17 protein-coding genes and 3 tRNA genes are annotated in these 19,746 nt (G+C 69.5%); 9 read left to right on the top strand and 11 right to left on the bottom strand.

What is annotated here, in order from left to right; genetic code table 11:
- Positions 1-7 precede the first annotated feature (7 nt).
- The 5 genes from ACIRB4_RS18620 to ACIRB4_RS18600 form a co-directional block, all read right to left on the bottom strand.
- The gene (locus ACIRB4_RS18620; RefSeq protein WP_403292495.1) at positions 8-772 is read right to left on the bottom strand and encodes an ABC transporter permease; all 765 of its coding nucleotides are present in this window, start codon (positions 770-772) and stop codon (positions 8-10) included.
- Positions 769-1,731: an ABC transporter ATP-binding protein gene (locus tag ACIRB4_RS18615; protein ID WP_403292493.1), complete on the bottom strand. Its 963-nt coding sequence runs from the start codon at positions 1,729-1,731 to the stop codon at positions 769-771. The genes ACIRB4_RS18620 and ACIRB4_RS18615 overlap by 4 nt, the downstream gene beginning before the upstream one ends.
- A 165-nt stretch (positions 1,732-1,896) precedes the next feature.
- Positions 1,897-1,972: transfer RNA gene (locus ACIRB4_RS18610), tRNA-Gly, on the bottom strand.
- Positions 1,973-2,052: 80 nt separating this feature from the next.
- A tRNA-Gly gene (locus tag ACIRB4_RS18605) sits at positions 2,053-2,124 on the bottom strand.
- 112 nt (positions 2,125-2,236) lie between these two features.
- Entirely contained in the window at positions 2,237-2,593 is a 357-nt protein-coding gene (locus tag ACIRB4_RS18600; protein WP_403292492.1) for an Lsr2 family protein, read from the bottom strand.
- A 322-nt stretch (positions 2,594-2,915) separates the two neighbouring features.
- Between ACIRB4_RS18600 and purS the strand changes: the two genes are divergently transcribed.
- Genes purS through purL form a run of 3 tightly spaced genes read left to right on the top strand, consistent with a single transcriptional unit; the run spans position 2,916 to position 6,117 of the window.
- Positions 2,916-3,194 carry a phosphoribosylformylglycinamidine synthase subunit PurS gene (gene purS / locus ACIRB4_RS18595; protein ID WP_403292490.1) on the top strand — a complete coding sequence of 93 codons (279 nt, stop codon included), beginning with the start codon at positions 2,916-2,918 and terminating at the stop codon, positions 3,192-3,194.
- Positions 3,191-3,871 (top strand): phosphoribosylformylglycinamidine synthase subunit PurQ, encoded by a 681-nt coding sequence (gene purQ, locus ACIRB4_RS18590; protein WP_403292489.1) that lies wholly within the window; start codon positions 3,191-3,193, stop codon positions 3,869-3,871. Before purS ends, purQ begins: the two co-directional genes overlap by 4 nt.
- Positions 3,868-6,117 carry a phosphoribosylformylglycinamidine synthase subunit PurL gene (purL, locus tag ACIRB4_RS18585; protein WP_403292488.1) on the top strand — a complete coding sequence of 750 codons (2,250 nt, stop codon included), beginning with the start codon at positions 3,868-3,870 and terminating at the stop codon, positions 6,115-6,117. Before purQ ends, purL begins: the two co-directional genes overlap by 4 nt.
- Before the next feature lie 98 nt (positions 6,118-6,215).
- On the opposite strand, the gene ACIRB4_RS18580 is transcribed toward purL, so the two are convergent.
- Positions 6,216-6,620 carry a nuclear transport factor 2 family protein gene (locus ACIRB4_RS18580; RefSeq protein ID WP_403292486.1) on the bottom strand — a complete coding sequence of 135 codons (405 nt, stop codon included), beginning with the start codon at positions 6,618-6,620 and terminating at the stop codon, positions 6,216-6,218.
- 78 nt (positions 6,621-6,698) lie between these two features.
- Here ACIRB4_RS18580 and ACIRB4_RS18575 point away from each other — a divergent pair, with 78 nt between their 5' ends.
- From ACIRB4_RS18575 to purM, 4 genes are all read left to right on the top strand, one after another.
- A complete protein-coding gene (locus ACIRB4_RS18575; protein WP_403292485.1) occupies positions 6,699-7,487 on the top strand; it encodes a sterol carrier family protein in 789 nt (262 codons plus the stop codon).
- Between the two features lie 35 nt (positions 7,488-7,522).
- On the top strand, positions 7,523-8,338 hold the full coding sequence (locus tag ACIRB4_RS18570) for an META domain-containing protein (RefSeq protein WP_403292483.1): 816 nt from the start codon (positions 7,523-7,525) through the stop codon (positions 8,336-8,338).
- A gap of 242 nt (positions 8,339-8,580) precedes the next feature.
- The gene (gene purF, locus ACIRB4_RS18565) at positions 8,581-10,107 is read left to right on the top strand and encodes an amidophosphoribosyltransferase (RefSeq protein ID WP_403292481.1); all 1,527 of its coding nucleotides are present in this window, start codon (positions 8,581-8,583) and stop codon (positions 10,105-10,107) included.
- Positions 10,108-10,153: 46 nt separating this feature from the next.
- The gene (gene purM, locus ACIRB4_RS18560) at positions 10,154-11,227 is read left to right on the top strand and encodes a phosphoribosylformylglycinamidine cyclo-ligase (protein WP_403292478.1); all 1,074 of its coding nucleotides are present in this window, start codon (positions 10,154-10,156) and stop codon (positions 11,225-11,227) included.
- 175 nt (positions 11,228-11,402) lie between these two features.
- Here the strand turns inward: purM and ACIRB4_RS18555 are convergent, their stop codons facing one another.
- Both ACIRB4_RS18555 and ACIRB4_RS18550 read right to left on the bottom strand, forming a co-directional pair.
- Complete coding sequence (locus ACIRB4_RS18555; protein WP_403292477.1) at positions 11,403-11,660, bottom strand: DUF3073 domain-containing protein; 258 nt, start codon at positions 11,658-11,660, stop codon at positions 11,403-11,405.
- A 300-nt stretch (positions 11,661-11,960) separates the two neighbouring features.
- Entirely contained in the window at positions 11,961-13,061 is a 1,101-nt protein-coding gene (locus tag ACIRB4_RS18550) for a Leu/Phe/Val dehydrogenase (RefSeq protein WP_403292475.1), read from the bottom strand.
- 155 nt (positions 13,062-13,216) lie between these two features.
- Here ACIRB4_RS18550 and ACIRB4_RS18545 point away from each other — a divergent pair, with 155 nt between their 5' ends.
- Both ACIRB4_RS18545 and bldC read left to right on the top strand, forming a co-directional pair.
- Positions 13,217-14,083, top strand: a complete 867-nt coding sequence (locus ACIRB4_RS18545; RefSeq protein WP_403292474.1) for a hypothetical protein — start codon at positions 13,217-13,219, stop codon at positions 14,081-14,083.
- Positions 14,084-14,583: 500 nt separating this feature from the next.
- Positions 14,584-14,790, top strand: coding sequence for a developmental transcriptional regulator BldC (bldC, locus tag ACIRB4_RS18540; RefSeq protein WP_003949541.1), 207 nt, complete (start codon positions 14,584-14,586; stop codon positions 14,788-14,790).
- A gap of 307 nt (positions 14,791-15,097) precedes the next feature.
- Here the strand turns inward: bldC and ACIRB4_RS18535 are convergent, their stop codons facing one another.
- The 3 genes from ACIRB4_RS18535 to hrpA all read right to left on the bottom strand — a co-directional run bounded on the left by ACIRB4_RS18535 (position 15,098) and on the right by hrpA (position 19,701).
- Positions 15,098-15,322, bottom strand: coding sequence for a DUF6274 family protein (locus ACIRB4_RS18535; protein WP_403292472.1), 225 nt, complete (start codon positions 15,320-15,322; stop codon positions 15,098-15,100).
- A gap of 266 nt (positions 15,323-15,588) precedes the next feature.
- Positions 15,589-15,663, bottom strand: a tRNA-Asp gene (locus ACIRB4_RS18530).
- A 90-nt stretch (positions 15,664-15,753) separates the two neighbouring features.
- A complete protein-coding gene (gene hrpA, locus ACIRB4_RS18525) occupies positions 15,754-19,701 on the bottom strand; it encodes an ATP-dependent RNA helicase HrpA (RefSeq protein WP_403292470.1) in 3,948 nt (1,315 codons plus the stop codon).
- Positions 19,702-19,746 lie beyond the last annotated feature (45 nt).

The raw sequence follows: 19,746 nt of genomic DNA, 5'->3' as shown, positions 1-19,746 counted from the left end.
CGTGCTTCTAGCGTCGCGGTTCCCAGCGGAACCACCGCTGGACAGCGAACACGGTGATCATGCCCCAGGCCAGTGTGGTGACGGCGGCGGTGACCAGGTCACCGGTGCTCTCGGCGCCGAACCAGCCGGCCCGGACGAACTCCATCACCCCGCTGAGCGGCAGCAGTTCGCAGACGTCGGCGACGACCTCGGGCAGCACCTCGCGGGGCACCATCATCCCGGAGCCCAGGGCCGAGACGAGGAAGAACGGCAGGGTGGTCAGCCCCGCGCTCTCGACGTTGCGGGTGATGACGGTGGTCGCGGCGGCCAGAACGGCGAGCAGCGGTATGCCGGCGAGGAGGCCGAGCGCCAGCAGCTCCGGCCGCTCGGGGGCGGGCAGGTCGAGGACGGTGACACCGCCGACGGCCAGTACGGCGCACTGGGCGAGCGCGATGGCGGCGGAGGGGAGCGCGGCGCCGGCGAGGATCTCCGGGTCGCTCGCCTCGCCGGTGCGCAGCCGCTTGAGGACCAGCTCCTCGCGGCGGGCGACGTAGGCGGAGACCAGGCCCATGTAGACCACGAGGATCAGGACCATGCCGGTGCCGCCGACGAGGGTGGCTCCGGCGACTCCCCTGGGCAGCTCGTCGGTGCCCATCTGCGAGACCGAGGAGCGCAGCACGAAGATCATCAGCAGGGGCATCAGGAGGGCGATGAAGAGGTTGTTCTTGTTCCGTCCGAGGAGGGTGAGCTCGGCCCGCCCGAGAGCGGTGAGCCGGGTGACGGTGGCGTTCATCGGGCACCTTCCGGGCTGGTCGTGACGGGTTCGGCGGTACGGGAATCAGCGGTACGGGACCCGTCGGCGCGGGAGGCGATCTCCAGGAACGCCTCCTCCAGCGAGGCCGAGCGGGCGTCGAGCCCTTCCAGCCGTACGCCGGCCTCGCGCGCCCAGGCCAGCAGTTCGCCGAGCGCGTCCTGGAGTTCGTACGTACGGATCTCCACCCGCCGGCCCTCGGCCGCGGCCTTCAGGCCGAGCGGCATCCTGGCGGCCGGGATGCCCTCGGGGAGGACGAAGCGGATGCGGGCGGGGCGGGCGGCGGTGACCTCCGCCGGGGTGCCGGAGAGGACGATCCGGCCCTGGTGCATGATCGCGAGCCGGTCGGCCAGGGACTCGGCCTCCTCCAGGTAGTGCGTGGTCAGGAGCACGGTCGTCCCGCCGTCCCGCAGCGCCCGCACCAGTCGCCAGGTGTCACGCCGGCCCTCGGCGTCCAGGCCGGTGGTCGGTTCGTCGAGGAAGAGGACCTCGGGGCGGCCGAGGAGGGCGAGCGCCAGGTCGAGACGCCGCCGTTCGCCGCCGGAGAGCTGCTTGATCCGCACCTCTCCGCGAGCGCCGAGGCCGACCATGTCCAGAGCTTCGGCGGTGGGCCGTGCGCCGCTGGTGCAGCCGGCCCACATCCGTACGGTTTCGGTCACCGTGAGGTCGGAGGGGAAGCCGCCCTCCTGGAGCATCACCCCGATCCGGGGGCGGACGGCGGCCCGCTGCCGGTAGGGGTCGTGGCCGAGGACGCGGACGGTCCCGCCGCTGGGGGCGGCGAGGCCCTCCAGGAGCTCGACGGTGGAGGTCTTGCCCGCCCCGTTGGTCCCGAGGAGGGCGAAGATCTCACCCTGGGGGACGGCGAGGGAGATCCCGTTGACGGCCGCGAAGCCGCCGGAGTAGGTCCGGCGGAGGTCCTCGGCCTCGATCACGTTGGTCATGGCTTCAGCTTTCCGCCGGGCGGAGGCGGTCGGCAGTGCGCGGTGTCATCGCTGGACGTGACAAATGTCAGGGGCGCTCTGCGGAGCCGGTGACACGAGGTCGGTGACACGGAGCCTGTAAGCACGAAGAAGCCCCCGGTCTGTTCGACCGGGGGCTTCTTCGTATGGAGCGGACGACGAGATTCGAACTCGCGACCCTCACCTTGGCAAGGTGATGCTCTACCAACTGAGCCACGTCCGCATTGCTGCCGCTCAGCTCTCACTGGGCGGTGCGAGCACCACTCTACCTGATCCACCTGAGTGGACGGTAATGCGATGCAGAGCGGGTGACAGGAATTGCACACTGCGCCTTCCCCCTGGAAGGGGGATGTTCTACTACTGAACTACACCCGCACGCTGCGTGAGGTCCGGCCCTGCGGCCTCGCCCCTCGGCGTGCTCCAGACTCTAGCCGATCACCAGGGGTGTCGTGCAACTCGGTAGCTGGTGCCCCGTCAGGGGTGGGGGTCAACTGGCCTCGCGGAACGCCTCGTAGACCCGCTTCGGGATCCGGCCGCGGGCGGGCACGTCCATCTTGTTGGACTGCGCCCAGGCGCGGACCGCCGCGGGGTCGGGGGCGAGCGTGGTGTGCTTGTACGAACCGCCGGTAGGCGTGCCGGGTCCGCCACCGCGGCCGGCCGCGGGCCTGCCGGTCTGCTTCCGGCCCGCGGCGAGGTACGGAGCCAGGGCCTTGCGCAGTTTCTCTGCATTGGCGGGATTCAGGTCGATCTCGTACATCTTCCCGTCCAGGCCGAACGCAACCGTTTCCGCCGCTTCTCCGCCGTCGATGTCGTCGAAGAGGGTGACCACTACACGCTGAGCCACGGATATCGGTCCTTTCGTGCGGTCCGCCGTGTCGTGTCGGCGTGCGTGACGCCTCTGACGTGGGGCGATACCGTCTTTACGGCTATCCCGGGGTAATGCTGCTTTCCTCTGTATTCCTTTGTACAGCGGTAGGTGTCGCATTGTGAAGCCCAGCCAATTGCATCCGCGTGTCCCGCCGCAATGGGCGACGCGATATTTCACTTGAATTTTTCGTGCGGATCCGTGGTGGCGTTTGTAGGGTCCTCCAGTCTTCTACCCGCGTAGAATTTGGAGGCAGGTACGCTGAGGGAACCGCCCACGCAACACACCACCGGGAGTGCCAGTGGCACGCGTCGTAGTCGACGTCATGCTCAAGCCGGAGATCCTCGACCCGCAGGGACAGGCGGTGCAGCGTGCACTGCCCCGCCTCGGTTTCGCCGGGATCGCCGACGTCCGCCAGGGGAAGCGCTTCGAGTTGGAGGTGGAGGGACCGGTCGACGACGCCGCCCTCGCCCGCATCCATGAGATGGCCGAAACCTTCCTTGCCAACACCGTGATCGAGGACTTCGTCGTCAAGGTCGAGACGGCCGAGTCCGAGGTTCCCGCCGAGGTTCGGTCGTGACCACACGCATCGGCGTCGTCACGTTCCCCGGAACGCTCGACGATCAGGACGCACTGCGCGCCGTCCGCCTGGCGGGCGCCGAGCCCGTCTCGCTCTGGCACCGCGACAAGGACCTCAAGCAGGTCGACGCCGTGGTCCTGGCCGGCGGCTTCTCCTACGGCGACTATCTGCGGGCCGGAGCCATCTCCCGCTTCTCGCCGGTCATGGGGACGATCATCGACCAGGCGAAGGCGGGCATGCCCGTCCTCGGTATCTGCAACGGCTTCCAGATCCTCACCGAGGCCCATCTGCTGCCGGGCGCGATGCTGCGCAACAACCACCTGCACTTCATCTGCCGCGACCAGAAGCTGCGGGTGGAGAACGCGGACACCGCCTGGACCGCGGACTACGAACACGGCCAGGAGATCCAGGTTCCGCTCAAGAACATGGACGGCCGGTACGTCGCCGACGAGCGCGTGCTGGACGAGCTGGAGGCCGAGGGGCGGGTCGCCTTCCGCTACCTGGACATGAACCCCAACGGCTCGCTCCGCGACATCGCGGGCATCACCAACGCCGCGGGCAACGTGGTCGGCCTCATGCCGCACCCGGAGCACGCCGTCGAGCCGCTGGTGGGCACGGGCCGTACCGACGGGCTCGGATTCTTCACCTCGATCCTGAAGAAGCTGGTCAACGCATGACTCTGGACACCGTCAAGCACGCGACCGAGACGCCTGACGTCGAGCAGCCCTGGAAGGAGCTCGGCCTCAAGGAGGACGAGTACGCGCGCATCCGCGAGATCCTCGGCCGCCGTCCCACCGGCGCCGAGCTCGCCATGTACTCCGTCATGTGGTCCGAGCACTGCTCGTACAAGAGCAGCAAGGTCCATCTGAAGCAGTTCGGCGAGAAGACCCCGGACAACGACGCCATGCTCGTCGGCATCGGCGAGAACGCGGGCGTCGTCGACGTCGGCCAGGGGTACGCCGTCACCTTCAAGGTCGAGTCGCACAACCACCCCTCGTACATCGAGCCCTACCAGGGCGCGGCGACCGGCGTCGGCGGCATCGTCCGCGACATCCTCGCCATGGGCGCCCGCCCGGTCGCGGTCGTCGACCCGCTGCGCTTCGGCGCGGCCGACCACCCCGACACCAAGCGCGTGCTGCCCGGCGTCGTGGCCGGCATCGGCGGCTACGGCAACTGCCTGGGCCTGCCGAACATCGGCGGCGAGGTCGTCTTCGACGCGTGCTACCAGGGCAACCCGCTGGTCAACGCCGGCTGCATCGGCGTGATGAAGCACGAGGACATCCACCTGGCCAAGGCCTCAGGGCCCGGCAACAAGGTGATCCTCTACGGCGCCCGTACCGGCGGCGACGGCATCGGCGGTGTCTCGGTCCTCGCCTCGGAGACCTTCGACGACACGAAGCCGACCAAGCGCCCCGCCGTCCAGGTCGGCGACCCCTTCCAGGAGAAGCTCCTCATCGAGTGCACCCTGGAGATCTTCAAGGAGAAGCTGGTCGCCGGCATCCAGGACCTGGGTGGCGCCGGACTCTCCTGCGCGACGAGCGAGCTCGCGAGCGCCGGTTCCGGTGGCATGCGCGTCGAGCTCGACCGGGTCCACCTGCGCGACGCGACCCTCTCGCCCGAGGAGATCCTCATGAGCGAGTCGCAGGAGCGCATGTGCGCGATCGTCGAGCCCGAGCACGTCGACCGCTTCCTGGAGATCTGCGAGAAGTGGGACGTCATCGCCGTCGTCATCGGTGAGGTGACCGAGGGCGAGCGGCTGGAGATCTTCTGGCACGGCGAGCAGATCGTCGACGTACCGCCGCGCACGGTCGCGCACGAGGGCCCGGTCTACCACCGGCCGTACGCCCGTCCGGAGTGGCAGGACGCGCTCCAGGCCGACGACGCGAACAAGCTGCCCCGGCCGGAGAGCGGTGCGGAGCTGAAGGACCAGGTCCTGAAGCTGGTCTCCTCGCCGAACCAGGCGTCGAAGTCCTGGATCACGGACCAGTACGACCGCTTCGTGCAGGGCAACACCGTCCTCGCGCAGCCCGAGGACGCGGGCATGGTCCGGATCGACGCCGAGACCAACCTCGGCGTGGCCATGGCGACCGACGGCAACGGCCGGTACGCCAAGCTCGACCCGTACACGGGCGCGCAGCTCGCGCTGGCGGAGGCGTACCGCAACGTCGCCGCCTCCGGCGCCAAGCCGCTCGCCATCTCGGACTGCCTGAACTTCGGTTCGCCCGAGGACCCGGCCGTGATGTGGCAGTTCGCCGAGGCCACCCGTGGTCTCGCGGACGGCTGCCTCCAGCTGGGCACCCCGGTCACCGGCGGCAATGTGTCGCTGTACAACCAGACCGGTGAGACCGCCATCCACCCGACGCCGGTCGTGGCCGTGCTCGGTGTGATCGACGACGTCAACCGCCGTACGCCGATCGCCTTCGCGGAAGAGGGCCAGCTCCTCTACCTGCTCGGCGACACGCGTGAGGAGTTCGGTGGCTCGGCCTGGTCCGAGGTGATCCACCAGCACCTCGGCGGTCTGCCGCCGGCCGTGGACCTCGACCGGGAGAAGCTGCTCGGCGAGATCCTGATCTCGGCCTCCCGCGACGGCATGATCGACGCGGCGCACGACCTGTCCGACGGCGGCCTGATCCAGGCGGTCGTCGAGTCCTGCCTGCGTGGCGGGACGGGCGCGCGGCTGGTCGTCCCGGACGGCCTGGACGCCTTCACCTTCCTCTTCAGCGAGTCGGCGGGCCGCGCGGTCGTGGCCGTCCCGCGCAGCGAGGAGCTCCGCTTCACCGACATGTGCGGGGCGCGGGGCCTGCCCGCGACCCGGATCGGTGTCGTGGACGGCGACGAGATCGACGTACAGGGTGAGTTCAGCATCGCGCTGAGCGAGCTGCGTACGGCGCACGAGGCGACGATCCCGGCTCTGCTGGCCTGACCCGCTCGTAGGCTCGTACGTGCCGTCGTACGTGAGGCAGCCCCCGTCCTCCTCGGACGGGGGCTGTCCGCGCTCACGGGTCCGGCGGCTCGCGGTCTCTACTCCGCCTTGCCCCAGAAGGCGTCCGACTGGTCGATGTCCTCGACGCACTCGTCGATGTCGCTGATCTTCCCGCCGACGATGGTGAAGACGAGGGCGCCCTTCATCTCGATGCCCCGGTCGCCGCGCTCGGCGAAGAACTTGTTCGCGGCGACGGCGTGGCCGCGGCCGTCGACGTAGATCCCGTCCAGCTCGACCCGCATCTTCCCGCCGGTGAGCTCGAACATCTGACCGTACATGCCGATGATGTTGTCCCGGCCCTTGAAGTGACCGGAGACCTGGCTCTCACCGGGCGCGTGGTGGGTGCAGTCCGCCGTCATCAGGGAGGCGACGGTCTCCATGTCTCCCCGGTTCCACGCCTCGAAGCCCTTGCGGACCAGCGCGCTGTCAGGGTGCTCGGCCATGGCTGCTCGACCCCTCTCGTACGTGTGGGTGTCCTCCCGGCCCTCCCTCCTCCCAAGTCTCCGACTACCCTCGCCCGCATGCCACCGGCCAAGAAGCGCACCCGCAGCTACGACTCCGCCAAGACCCGGGCCGCCGTCCTCGCGCAGTTCCGGAACGTACGGGAGGCGGTGGCCGGCCTCACGCCCGAGCAGCTGGACGGGCCGACCCGGCTGGGGGAGTGGACCGTACGGGAGTTGGCCGCGCACATGACCATGGCCGTCGGCTCGCTCGCCCGGAAGCTCGGCGAGCCCGAACCGGCGCGACAGGAACTGGCGCTGCTCGACTGGCCCGCGGTGACCGCGACGCAGGCCGCGACGATCGACGAGGACACCCGGGCGATCGAGACCGGCGACCTGCCGGGCCTTTACGACCGGGCGGCGGCGCTCTACGAGGAGCGGATCGCGGGCGCCTCGGACGACCGGCTCGTCCCGACCCGGTTCGGGGCGATGCGGCTGGCCGACTTCCTGGTGACCCGCACCGTCGAACTCGTCGTGCACACCGACGACCTGAACGCGGCGACCGGACTCGCTGTCCCGTACGACCGGCAGGCCCTGGCCGCCTGTACGCGTCTGCTCGCCGACGCGCTCGCCGTGAAGGCCCCGGGCGGCGCGGTCGAGGTGCGGGTCCCGCCCTTCGCCGTGGTCCAGTGCGTCCAGGGACCGCGGCACACCCGTGGCACCCCGCCCAACGTCGTGGAGACGGACCCCCTCACCTGGATCCGTCTGGCCACCGGTCGCGTCGACTGGGCCGAGGCCCTGGCGGCGGCCCAGGTCAGCGCGAGCGGAGAGCGGGCCGATCTCTCGGGCCTCCTGCCGGTCCTGGGCTGACGGAACCGGACCTCCCGTCCGCCCGTCCCATCTCCATGCAGAAGCCGCGCACCACCGCAGCCACCACCGTCGCCGCCCTGGCCTCGCTCCTCGCCCTCGCCGCGTGCGGCACCGAGAAGGCCGGGACGGACCCGGGAGCCGACACGGTCGCCCCGGACGTGCCCGTCACCGGCGTCCACTGGGCCTTCGAGAGCGTGACCGTCGCCGGGAAGAAGACACAGGCACCCGCCGGAGCCCATGTCGAGATCGAGAAGAACGGCCGCGCCAAGGGCAACAGCGGCTGCAACCACTTCGGGGCCGCCGTCGCCGTCAAGGGCGACACCCTCACCGTCTCGACAGGGGAGACCACCGAGATGGGCTGCCCCGCCGAGCTGCAGTCCTTCGAGACCACCCTGCACAAGGCGTTCTCCGGCACCCTCAAGGCGAAGCTGGACGGGGACCGGCTCACCCTCACCGCGCCCGACGGCAGGACCGTCCTCGCCCTGACCTCCGAGCCGGCCGCCCCGCTGAACGGCACCACCTGGAACGTCACCTCTCTGCTCTCCGGCGACACCGCCGCCTCCCCGCCCAAGGGCAGCGAGGGCAAGGCCCACTTCACCATCGACAAGAACGGCAAGGTCAGCGGCAACCTCGGGTGCAACAACTTCTCCACCACCGCGAAGATCACCGGCAGGACGATCGACTTCGGCGAGATCGCCACCACCCGCATGATGTGCACGGGCCCGCAGATGAAGCTGGAGACGGAGCTGTACAAGGTCTTCGGCGGCACGGCGACGTACGAGCTGCGCCACCGCGCCCTCACCCTCTCCGCCCCGGACGGCGCGGGCCTCGGGGCGACCGCGAAGCCCTAGGGAGCGTCTTCGCGTGCGAGGTCCGTCACACCCCCAGGCCCCCGAGCCCGTCCCTACCGGTGAGTAGCGACCTCCGCTCACCCCTGCCGCCGGGCCCCTCGACCCGTCTCCCCCTTGGGCTCCGGGGCCTCGCGGCCGCTTCGGAGCGGGCCCGCGGATCAGCTCGTAGGATCACACCACTCCGAGGGGTCCCGAATTTCCCCACTTCGGACCAGCGGCCGGACTCGCCTACACTCGGAGACGTGCCACGTGGTGACGGTCGACTCAATCACGATCTGCTTCCCGGCGAGAAGGGCCCCCAGGACGCTTGCGGCGTCTTCGGTGTCTGGGCCCCGGGTGAAGAGGTCGCAAAGCTCACGTACTTCGGGCTCTACGCCCTCCAGCATCGGGGCCAGGAATCCGCGGGAATCGCGGTCAGCAACGGCTCCCAGATCCTCGTCTTCAAGGACATGGGCCTTGTGTCCCAGGTCTTCGACGAGACCTCTCTCGGTTCCCTCCAAGGTCATATCGCGGTCGGTCACGCCCGCTACTCGACCACCGGTGCCTCCGTGTGGGAGAACGCGCAGCCGACGTTCCGGGCGACCGCCCACGGCTCCATCGCGCTCGGCCACAACGGCAACCTGGTGAACACGGCGCAGCTCGCCGAGATGGTCGCCGACCTCCCCAAGCGGGAGGGCCGCGCCACTCAGGTCGCCGCCACCAACGACACCGACCTGGTCACCGCGCTCCTCGCGGGCCAGGCGGACGAGGACGGCAAACCCCTCACCGTCGAGCAGGCGGCCGCCAAGGTCCTGCCCGAGGTCCGGGGCGCCTTCTCCCTCGTCTTCATGGACGAGCACACGCTCTACGCCGCCCGTGACCCGCAGGGCATCCGCCCGCTGGTCCTCGGCCGCCTCGAGCGCGGCTGGGTCGTCGCCTCCGAGTCCGCCGCCCTCGACATCTGCGGCGCCGCCTACGTCCGCGAGGTCGAGCCGGGCGAGATGATCGCGATCGACGAGAACGGCATCCGCACCTCTCGATTCGCGGAAGCGAAGCCCAAGGGCTGTGTCTTCGAGTACGTGTACCTGGCCCGTCCCGACACCGACATCGCCGGACGGAACGTCTACCTCTCCCGCGTGGAGATGGGCCGCCGCCTCGCCAAGGAGGCGCCGGTCGAGGCGGATCTCGTCATAGCGACGCCGGAATCCGGTACTCCGGCCGCCATCGGTTACGCGGAGGCCAGCGGTATCCCCTTCGGCGCGGGCCTGGTGAAGAACGCCTATGTGGGCCGCACCTTCATCCAGCCCTCCCAGACCATCCGCCAGCTGGGCATCCGGCTGAAGCTGAACCCCCTGAAGGAAGTCATCAAGGGGAAGAAGCTCGTCGTCGTCGACGACTCGATCGTCCGCGGCAACACCCAGCGCGCCCTCGTCCGGATGCTCCGCGAGGCGGGCGCCGCCGAGGTCCACATCCGGATCTCCTCCCCGCCGGTGAAGTGGCCGTGCTTCTTCGGCATCGACTTCGCGACCCGCGCGGAGCTGATCGCCAACGGCATGTCGGTCGAGGAGATCGGCACGTCGCTCGGCGCGGACTCCCTCTCGTACATCTCCCTTGACGGGATGATCGAGGCGACCACCATCCAGAAGCCGAACCTCTGCCGGGCCTGCTTCGACGGCGAGTACCCGATGGAGCTTCCGGACCCCGAGCTGCTCGGCAAGCAGCTCCTGGAGACCGAGCTGGCCGCCGGCCCCGCCGCCACCGCGGCCGCCGACGCGCTGCGTCGCCCGTAAGACCCCGCTGCACACCCGCAGTACGACACGAAAGTTCTTCAGCCACATGACTGAGACCACTGGTGCCAGCTACGCAGCCGCGGGCGTCGACATCGAAGCGGGCGACCGCGCCGTCGAGCTGATGAAGGAGTGGGTGAAGAAGACGCAGCGCGCCGAGGTCGCGGGCCTGGGCGGTCTCGGCGGTTTCGCCGGCCTCTTCGACGCCTCCGCCCTCAAGCGCTACGAGCGTCCGCTGCTCGCCTCCGCCACCGACGGTGTCGGCACGAAGGTGGACATCGCCCGCCGGCTCGGCGTGTACGACACGATCGGCCACGACCTGGTCGCGATGGTCATGGACGACATCGTCGTCTGCGGAGCCGAGCCGCTCTTCATGACCGACTACATCTGCGTCGGCAAGGTCCACCCCGAGCGGGTCGCCGCCATCGTCAAGGGCATCGCCGAGGGCTGCGTCCTGGCCGGCTGCGCCCTGGTCGGCGGCGAGACCGCCGAGCACCCCGGCCTGCTGGGCCCGGACGACTTCGATGTCGCCGGCGCCGGTACGGGCGTGGTCGAGGCGGACCGGCTGCTCGGCCCGGACCGCATCCGTACGGGTGACGCCGTCATCGCGATGGCATCGTCCGGCCTTCACTCCAACGGGTACTCGCTCGTTCGCCACGTGCTCTTCGACCGCGCCGGCATGACCCTGGACCAGCGGGTCGACGAGCTGGGCCGGACCCTGGGCGAGGAGCTGCTGGAGCCGACCAAGATCTACTCCCTGGACTGCCTGGCTCTCACCCGGACGGCCGAGGTGCACGCCTTCAGCCACATCACCGGGGGTGGCCTCGCCGCGAATCTGGCCCGGGTCATCCCGGACGGGCTGCGCGCCACGGTCGACCGCTCGACCTGGGCCCCCGGAGCGATCTTCGACCTGGTCGGCAAGGCCGGTCAGGTGGAGCGCCTGGAGCTGGAGAAGACCCTGAACATGGGCGTCGGCATGATGGCCGTCGTCCCGGCCGAGTCCGTGGAGGTGGCCCTGGCCACCCTGGAGGACCGCGGGGTCGAGGCGTGGGTCGCGGGCGAGATCACCGAGCGCGGTGACCACACGACGGGCGCGGAGCTGGTCGGCGACTACGCGAAGTAGGACCGTCCCGCACGGAAGCGGTACGGACACGGGCGGCCCGGAGGCGACTCCGGGCCGCCCGTACCGTTTCCCCGAGCGGGGCAGCACAGAATCGCGGTGAGCCGGGCAGCACAGAAACCCGGTCCTGGTTTCCCTGGACCGGGTTTCCGTATGAGCAGCGCTCTTGTTTAAGAGGTCAAGCGCGACGCCGGGACGACGCGTCGGGACCGGACTCGTCGTCCTCGTCCTCGTCGTCCGTGTTGTAGAGATCCGCGTACTGCGCGTACGGGTCGTCTTCGTCGTCGTCGTCCTCGAACGGCTCGCCATTCGGCGGCTGGCTCGAAGTCGAAGCGCCCAGCTCGCTGGCCAGACGCGACAGGTCAGTCCCGCCGCTGCTGTACTTCAGCTGGCGGGCGACCTTCGTCTGCTTGGCCTTTGCCCGGCCGCGCCCCATGGCTCGACCCCCTCGGTGACGGGGCTCGACGGCCCCAGAGTCTTGACACGCGTTCATGGTTCGGAACGGACTCTCCAGGGAGAGACCGGTCCGTAGGGCTTCAACGGTACCTGCTTCCGTGGCCATACGGTACGCCGTCCGCATCACATGCCCCGGTACAGAACCATAGAGGTGCCCTGTCCTCGCTGGTCAATCGCGATTTTAACCTCTTCTCGAGGGCCGACCCGCCGACCGGCGTGAGTCATGTCTCGCTCTGGATGAAAGTCCAAAGAGCGCCCGGCGGGCCGGCCCTGTCAAGAATCAGCCGCGGCGCGCCTCCGCCATGCGCTGCTCGGCGATCCGGTCGGCGGCGGCGGCCGGCGGAATGCCGTCCTCCTTCGCACGTGCGAATATCGCCAGCGTGGTGTCGAAGATCTTCGACGCCTTCGCCTTGCAGCGGTCGAAGTCGAAGCCGTTCAGCTCGTCGGCGACCTGGATCACGCCACCGGCATTGACGACGTAGTCGGGCGCGTAGAGGATCCCGCGGTCCGAGAGGTCCTTCTCGACACCGGGGTGCGCGAGCTGGTTGTTGGCCGCGCCGCAGACGATCTTCGCGGTGAGGACGGGCACGGTGTCGTCGTTCAGGGCGCCGCCGAGCGCGCAGGGGGCGTAGACGTCCAGGCCCTCGACGCGGATCAGCGCGTCGGTGTCCGGGACGACGGTGACCTGCGGGAACTTGTCGGTGATCCGGCGGATCGACGCCTCGCGGACGTCCGTGATCACGACCTCGGCGCCGTCCTCGAGGAGGTGCTCGACGAGGTAGTGGCCGACCTTGCCGACGCCCGCGACGCCGACCTTGCGGCCGCGCAGGGTCGGGTCGCCCCACAGGCTCTGCGCGGAGGCGCGCATGCCCTGGAAGACGCCGAAGGCGGTGAGGACCGAGGAGTCGCCGGCGCCGCCGTTCTCGGGGGAGCGGCCGGTGGTCCACCGGTTGGTGCGGGCCACGACGTCCATGTCGGCCACGTAGGTGCCGACGTCGCAGGCGGTGACGTACCGGCCGCCGAGGGAGGCCGCCATGCGCCCGTAGGCGAGCAGCAGCTCCTCCGTCTTGATCCTCTCGGGGTCACCGATGATCACGGCCTTGCCGCCGCCGTGGTCGAGACCGGCCATGGCGTTCTTGTACGACATCCCGCGGGAGAGGTTGAGCGCGTCGGCGACGGCCTCCGCCTCGGTGGCGTACGGGTAGAACCGGGTGCCGCCGAGGGCGGGGCCCAGGGCGGTGGAGTGGATGGCGATGACGGCCTTGAGGCCGGAGGCGCGGTCCTGGCAGAGCACGACTTGCTCGTGGCCCCCCTGCTCCGAGTGGAACAGGGTGTGCAGCACGTCAGCGGGGACGACAGGAACGCCGGTCACATCGGTCACGGTGGTGACTCCCAAGTAAGAAGCGGCGATGGGTGGGCCCTCCTGCGGGTGGGGAGGACCGGTTCGGCAAGAGAGTAAGTCCTACGCGCGCGTAGATCGGCCCCAGTGCTGAGGATCACCCCCTCGCGGAGTACCTCCGTGGAAGGATTTGCGACATGTCGGTCGCTTCCTCGGTCCTCGTTCCGTACGCGTCCTATCTGCGGGTGTACGAGCCGCTGGCGGCGTTCCCCGAGCCGGAGCGGAGCAACTGGGCGCGGTACGCGCGCCGGGTGGAGACGCCCACGGCGCAGGACGAACTGCGCCGCTCGCTCGCGGACCTGGCGCCGACCCCGCCGGTCCCGGTGCCGGTCCACGAGAGCCGGGACGCCTTCGTGGCGTACGTGGACGGGGTGGTCGTGGTCTGTCCCTGGCAGACCCGGCTGAGGGGCTGGCTGGCGCTCCAGGAGCTGGCGCGGGGGCCTGAGGTGCCCGGAGTGGTGCTGGACGCGATGGTGCCGCCGGTGGTGCGCGGGCAGGCGGCGGCGGACCACGAGCGCTGGCTGGAGCGGAACCCGGACGCGCGGCCGTGGATCCGCACGGCGGTCTGGCAGGTGCCGGTGCGCTGGTTCACGCTCTTCGCGGACGAGGAGCGGGAGTACGTGCCGGGGGAGCCGGGGCCGGCGAGCGGGGCGGCCAAGCCGCCGGTCCTTCGGTACCGGACGCCGATGGTGCAGGCGCGGCGCCGGCTGGCGCGGGCGCTGCGGACGCTGCGCGAGTCGGCCGACGAGGGGCCGCTGACCGAGGGCCTGGTCGACGTGGGCCGGTGGCTGGAGGAGTTCCATCCGCGCTCGCTGGTGGAGCTGGACTACGGCGGTCTGGTGCATCTGGTGCCGACGGAGCGGCTCGCGGACGACCGGTCGGCGGCCGATGTGGCCGAGGGGATCGCGGCGCTGCGGGACGGCGACGACGAGGGCGTGAGCGGGGCGTACGGGCGGCTGGCGGAGCGGTGGCGGGTGATCCGGAACCTGCGGTTCGCCAATTGATCATCGACAAGACACGTCCGCCTGATGTAAATGATCTTTAAGCACGGTGGGTTGTCGGGACGTAGGTCCCGATCCGGGCCTTTGGCTCAAGCGTGACGGACAGCACTTACCGCGCCCTTGCGCCCATCACCCACCCTCGTGCCAAAATAGGACAAGGAGTCCGGGGAGGGTTCCTTCCGTCCAAGTTTGGGCGGAACGCTCAGCATTGCACTCTATGGGGGGTCTGAGGACTCCTGATCGCTCTGTGACTGATCGTCACAGTGGCGTGACTGTCCGTTATGGCATGGTCCATCGACTTCCGCCGCTGATGAACACCTGCGAGGGCAATTCCATCGGTTTGGCCGACGTGGCTGGACGGATGGTGTAGTTGTAGTGCCGAGGACAAGCCGTTCGTCCTATAACCGACTCGGCCCGCGTCTGCCATTTCGGGCAACGCGGGTCAAGGTGCAGAATTTAGAGGAAAGAACCGAGAAGGTTCGGTTCTCCCGAGGAGGCCGCTCATGACCGCTCGCACCCCTGATGCCGAGCCGCTGCTGACCCCCGCCGAGGTTGCCACGATGTTCCGTGTCGACCCGAAGACGGTGACCCGTTGGGCGAAGGCCGGCAAGCTCACGTCCATCCGCACGCTGGGTGGACACCGCCGGTACCGCGAGGCTGAGGTCCGCGCTCTGCTGGCGGGTATTCCGCAGCAGCGCAGCGAGGCCTGAGGTACGCGCAACACCCCGCTTCACCGGGCATTTCCGGGTCCCCCAACCTGGATCGCCCACCCCTAGCTCTGCCGACCGCCGCCTGCCCCAACAGGCTCTTGGTCACTGATCGCGCTGGACTCCGCCGGGTCCAGCGCGATCTTTTTTATGCCCGGGACTGGAGCTTCTGGGGTGGTGCAATTGCACATATTAAATCGGGTGGGTGTAGGGAGGGTGTAAGCGAAGGGGTTTATGAAACTCGTTCGGTGACACCCGTCACACGTTCGAGGTCTTGCCAAGGAATAGCCTGCCACTCCCTGAGGGGCACTCAACCCGCCCTCGTTCCTGGGCCGGTGGGACTTTCGTCCTCGGCGTCCGGCGCGGGCTCCTGGCCGTCGTGGTCGTCCGGGGCGGCCATGGCGAGCCGCAGGAGGCGATGGCAGACGGGGCAGTGGCGCGTGACGTGTCCGTAGCGGGACGCGGCCGCCAGATGGGCGCGCAGCAGCGCGCGTGTCTCGTGTCTCGACTCACGTGCTGCGGACGCCGCGGCCATGCGCGCCACCTCCGGTGTGGGCCCCCGATTCCCTGATGTCCGGGGTACCCGCGGGCACGTGACTCCGTCAAGACGCGGGACACGGTTTCACCGTCCGCATGCGGGCGCACGACGAAGGCCCGCACCTTGCGGTGCGGGCCTTCGTTCACGCGGTCCTGACGGGATTTGCTGTGTCCGATGTGCGGCTCCGCCGCAGGGCGCGGCCTCCGGGGTGCTCCGGGCGCACGACGAAGGCCCGCACCTTGCGGTGCGGGCCTTCGTTCACGCGGTCCTGACGGGATTTGAACCCGCGGCCTCCACCTTGACAGGGTGGCGAGCACTCCAAACTGCTCCACAGGACCTTGCTCGCAGCTCCGTACTGCTTGGGCTGCGAGAGAGACTGTACAGCAGGTCAGAGGGTCAGGTCGAACCAGCGCCCGGCGGGGGCCCCGCTACGGCGCCGCGGCGTCGATCGCCTTCACGATCCGCTTGTCCGAGACGGGGTACGCCGTGCCCAGCGCGTGTGCGAAGTAGCTGACCCGGAGCTCCTCGATCATCCAGCGGATGTCGGTGACCTCCTTGGGCACCGGACGCCCCTTCGGGAGCTGTTCGAGCAGCCACGCGTACTCGTCCAGCATCTCCTGGACCTTCTCCATGCGCGTGGTGTCCCGCTGGACCCCTGTCGGCATCTGCTGCAGCCGCCGGTCCACCGCCACCAGATAGCGCATCAGGTCCGGCAGCCGCCGCAGGCCCGTCTTCGTGACGAAGCCCGCCGGCACCAGCCACGCCAGCTGCTCGCGCACGTCCGCCAGGTTGTTGATCAGCGCCAGGCTGTTCGTGGACTTCAGCCGCCGCTCGCACGCCTGCCAGGCCGCCAGGATCTGCTGGACCTGGTCCACCGTCCGTACCGTCGTGTCGACGAGGTCCGCGCGGACCTTGTCGTACAGCTTCCGGAAGGACTCCTCGTCCCAGACCGGACCGCCGTGGTCGGCGATCAGCTTGTCCGCAGCCGCGGTCGCGCAGTCGTCGAAGAGCGCCTGGATCGAGCCGTGCGGGTTCCGGGACAGCGCCAGCTTCTGCTGGTTGGTGAGCTTGTCGGAGGCGAACTTCGCCGGGTTCACCGGAATGTTCAGCAGGATCAGCTTCCGCGTCCCCCGCCACATCGCCTGCTCCTGCTCCGCCTCCGTGTCGAAGAGGCGTACGGAGACGGTCTCGCCCGCGTCCACGAGCGCCGGGTACGCCTTGACCGGCTGGCCGGCCCGTCGGGTCTCGAAGACCTTGGTGAGCGTGCCGATCGTCCACTCCGTGAGCCCTGTGCGCTCCAGGGACTGCCCCGAGCCGTCGGGACCGGCCGTGGCCGCCGCGGCGGCCTTGGAGAGGGCCTGGCGGGCCTTCGGGCGCAGCTGGAGCTTGAGGGCCTCCAGGTCCTTGCTCTCGGCCAGCTTGCGGCGCCGCTCGTCGACGATCCGGAAGGTGATCTTCAGGTGGTCGGGGACGCGGCCGAGGTCGAAGTCCTCCGCCGTGACCGGGACGCCCACCATCCGCTGCAGCTCGCGCGCGAGGGTGACGGGCAGCGGCTCCTGGAGGGGCACGGCGCTGTCCAGGAAGCGGGCCGCGAAGTTGGGCGCGGGGACGTAGTTGCGGCGGATCGGTTTGGGGAGGGACCGGATCAGCTCCGTGACGACCTCTTCCCGCAGACCCGGGATCTGCCAGTCGAAGCCCTCGTCCGTGACCTGGTTGAGGACGTGGAGCGGGATGTGCACCGTGACGCCGTCCGCGTCCGCGCCCGGCTCGAACTGGTACGTCACCCGGAACTTCAGCGGCCCCTGCCGCCAGGAGTCCGGATAGTCGTCCTTGGTGACCCCGGCGGCCTTCTCGTTGATGAGCATCTCGCGCTCGAAGTCGAGGAACTCCGGTTCCTCGCGGCGCTTCTGCTTCCACCAGGAGTCGAAGTGCGCGCCGGACACGACGTGTTCGGGCACCCGCCGGTCGTAGAAGTCGAACAGCGTCTCGTCGTCGACGAGGATGTCCCGGCGCCGGGCACGGTGCTCCAACTCCTCGACCTCGGTGAGGAGTCTGCGGTTGTCGGCGAAGAACTTGTGGTGCGTGCGCCAGTCGCCCTCGACCAGCGCGTTGCGGATGAACAGGTCGCGGGAGGTCTCGGGGTCGATCCTGCCGTAGTTCACCTTGCGGTCGGTGACGATCGGCACGCCGTAGAGCGTGACCTTCTCGATCGCCATGACCGCCGCCTGGTCCTTCTCCCAGTGCGGTTCGCTGTACGTCTTCTTGATCAGGTGCTGGGCGAGCGGCTCGATCCACTCCGGCTCGATCTTCGCGTTGACCCGGGCCCACAGCCGCGAGGTCTCCACCAGCTCGGCGGACATGATGAACCGCGGGGGCTTCTTGAAGAGCGCCGAGCCGGGGAAGACCGCGAACTTGGCGCCTCGGGCGCCCAGGTACTCGTTCTTGGCGCCTTCCTTCACGTCCTTCATCCCGATGTGGGACAGGAGCCCCGCGAGGAGCGAGACGTGGACGGACTGCTCGGGCGCGTCCTCGTCGTTGACGTGGATGCCCATCTGCTTGGCGACCGTGCGCAGCTGTGCGTAGATGTCCTGCCACTCACGGATGCGCAGGAAGTTGAGGTACTCCTGCTTGCACATCCGGCGGAAGGAGGACGAGCCGCGCTCCTTCTGCTGCTCGCGGATGTAGCGCCAGAGGTTGAGGTAGGCGAGGAAGTCGCTCGTCTCGTCCTTGAAGCGGGCGTGCTGCTGGTCGGCCTGGGCCTGCTTCTCGGCCGGGCGCTCGCGCGGGTCCTGGATGGAGAGCGCGGCCGCGATCACCATGACCTCGCGTACGCAGCCGTTCCGCTCCGCCTCAAGGACCATCCGGGCCAGGCGCGGGTCGACGGGCAGCTGGGAGAGCTTCCGGCCCTGCTGGGTCAGCCGCTTCTTCGGGTCCTTCTCGGCCGGGTCGATCGCCCCGAGCTCCTGGAGGAGCTGGACGCCGTCGCGGATGTTGCGGTGGTCCGGCGGATCGATGAAGGGGAACTTCTCGATCTCGCCGAGTCCGGCCGCGGTCATCTGGAGGATGACGGAGGCCAGGTTCGTACGGAGGATCTCCGCGTCCGTGAACTCGGGCCGGGAGAGGAAGTCGTCCTCGGAGTAGAGCCGGATGCAGATGCCGTCGGACGTACGGCCGCAGCGGCCCTTGCGCTGGTTGGCGCTGGCCTGCGAGACCGGCTCGATCGGCAGCCGCTGGACCTTGGTGCGGTGGGAGTAGCGGGAGATGCGGGCGGTGCCCGGATCGATCACGTACTTGATGCCGGGGACGGTCAGGGACGTCTCGGCGACGTTGGTGGCGAGGACGATCCGGCGGCCGGTGTGCGCCTGGAAGACGCGGTGCTGCTCGGCGTGCGAGAGGCGGGCGTAGAGGGGGAGGACCTCGGTGTTCCGTAGCTGCTTCTTGATCAGCGCGTCCGCCGTGTCGCGGATCTCGCGCTCGCCGGAGAGGAAGACGAGGATGTCGCCCGGTCCCTCGGCCTGGAGCTCGTCGACGGCGTCGCAGATCGCGGTGATCTGGTCGCGGTCGGACTCCGCTGCGTCCTCGGGGCCTTCTTCGAGCAGGGGGCGGTAGCGGACCTCGACCGGGTACGTCCGGCCGCTGACCTCGACGATCGGCGCGTCGCCGAAGTGGCGGGAGAAGCGCTCGGGGTCGATGGTCGCGGAGGTGATCACGACCTTGAGGTCGGGGCGCTTGGGCAGCAGCTGGGCAAGATAGCCGAGCAGGAAGTCGATGTTGAGGGACCGCTCGTGGGCCTCGTCGATGATGATCGTGTCGTAGGCGCGCAGCTCGCGGTCCGTCTGGATCTCGGCGAGCAGGATGCCGTCCGTCATCAGCTTCACGAAGGTCGCGTCGGGGTTCACCTGGTCGGTGAAGCGGACCTTCCAGCCGACCGCCTCCCCGAGAGGGGTCTTCAGCTCCTCCGCGACCCGCTCGGCCACGGTGCGCGCGGCGATCCTGCGCGGCTGGGTGTGGCCGATCATGCCCCGGACGCCCCGGCCCAGTTCCAGACAGATCTTGGGGATCTGGGTCGTCTTTCCGGAACCCGTCTCACCGGCGACGATCACGACCTGGTGGTCACGTATCGCCTCCAGGATCGTGTCCTTCTTCTGCGAGACGGGCAGCTGCTCGGGGTACGTGACCGCGGGCACGCGGGCGGCACGCCCGTCGACGCGCTCCTTGGCCTTGCCGGCCTCGGCGGCGATCTCGTCCAGGACGGCCTCACGGGCCTCGGGCTTGCGGATGCGGCGGGCGCCCTCGAGACGGCGGCCGAGCCGGTGGGCGTCCCGCAGCGAGACCTCGGCCAGGACGGACTGGAGGGCGGCGAAGGAAGTAGACATACGGAATCCAGGATCGCACCTGCGGCCGAGAACCGGCGAACCGAT

Origin of the sequence: Streptomyces sp. NPDC093600 (assembly GCF_044764755.1) — a bacterium.
In the GTDB taxonomy this organism is placed as follows: Bacteria; Actinomycetota; Actinomycetes; order Streptomycetales; family Streptomycetaceae; genus Streptomyces.
The sequence above is the reverse complement of the archived record's forward strand: the minus strand, read 5'-3'. Positions and strand labels throughout refer to the sequence as shown.

What these genes read in the sequence shown, in the direction of transcription:
- ACIRB4_RS18535 (WP_403292472.1), bottom strand. Translation starts at nt 15,322, where the DNA reads ATGGCCGCGGCGTCCGCAGCACGTGAGTCGAGACACGAGACACGCGCG.
- hrpA (WP_403292470.1), bottom strand. Translation starts at nt 19,701, where the DNA reads ATGTCTACTTCCTTCGCCGCCCTCCAGTCCGTCCTGGCCGAGGTCTCG.
- ACIRB4_RS18555 (WP_403292477.1), bottom strand. Translation starts at nt 11,660, where the DNA reads ATGGGGCGCGGCCGGGCAAAGGCCAAGCAGACGAAGGTCGCCCGCCAG.
- purM (WP_403292478.1), top strand. Translation starts at nt 10,154, where the DNA reads ATGACTGAGACCACTGGTGCCAGCTACGCAGCCGCGGGCGTCGACATC.
- ACIRB4_RS18575 (WP_403292485.1), top strand. Translation starts at nt 6,699, where the DNA reads ATGCCACCGGCCAAGAAGCGCACCCGCAGCTACGACTCCGCCAAGACC.
- ACIRB4_RS18580 (WP_403292486.1), bottom strand. Translation starts at nt 6,620, where the DNA reads ATGGCCGAGCACCCTGACAGCGCGCTGGTCCGCAAGGGCTTCGAGGCG.
- ACIRB4_RS18615 (WP_403292493.1), bottom strand. Translation starts at nt 1,731, where the DNA reads ATGACCAACGTGATCGAGGCCGAGGACCTCCGCCGGACCTACTCCGGC.
- ACIRB4_RS18545 (WP_403292474.1), top strand. Translation starts at nt 13,217, where the DNA reads ATGTCGGTCGCTTCCTCGGTCCTCGTTCCGTACGCGTCCTATCTGCGG.
- ACIRB4_RS18620 (WP_403292495.1), bottom strand. Translation starts at nt 772, where the DNA reads ATGAACGCCACCGTCACCCGGCTCACCGCTCTCGGGCGGGCCGAGCTC.
- ACIRB4_RS18570 (WP_403292483.1), top strand. Translation starts at nt 7,523, where the DNA reads ATGCAGAAGCCGCGCACCACCGCAGCCACCACCGTCGCCGCCCTGGCC.
- bldC (WP_003949541.1), top strand. Translation starts at nt 14,584, where the DNA reads ATGACCGCTCGCACCCCTGATGCCGAGCCGCTGCTGACCCCCGCCGAG.
- purL (WP_403292488.1), top strand. Translation starts at nt 3,868, where the DNA reads ATGACTCTGGACACCGTCAAGCACGCGACCGAGACGCCTGACGTCGAG.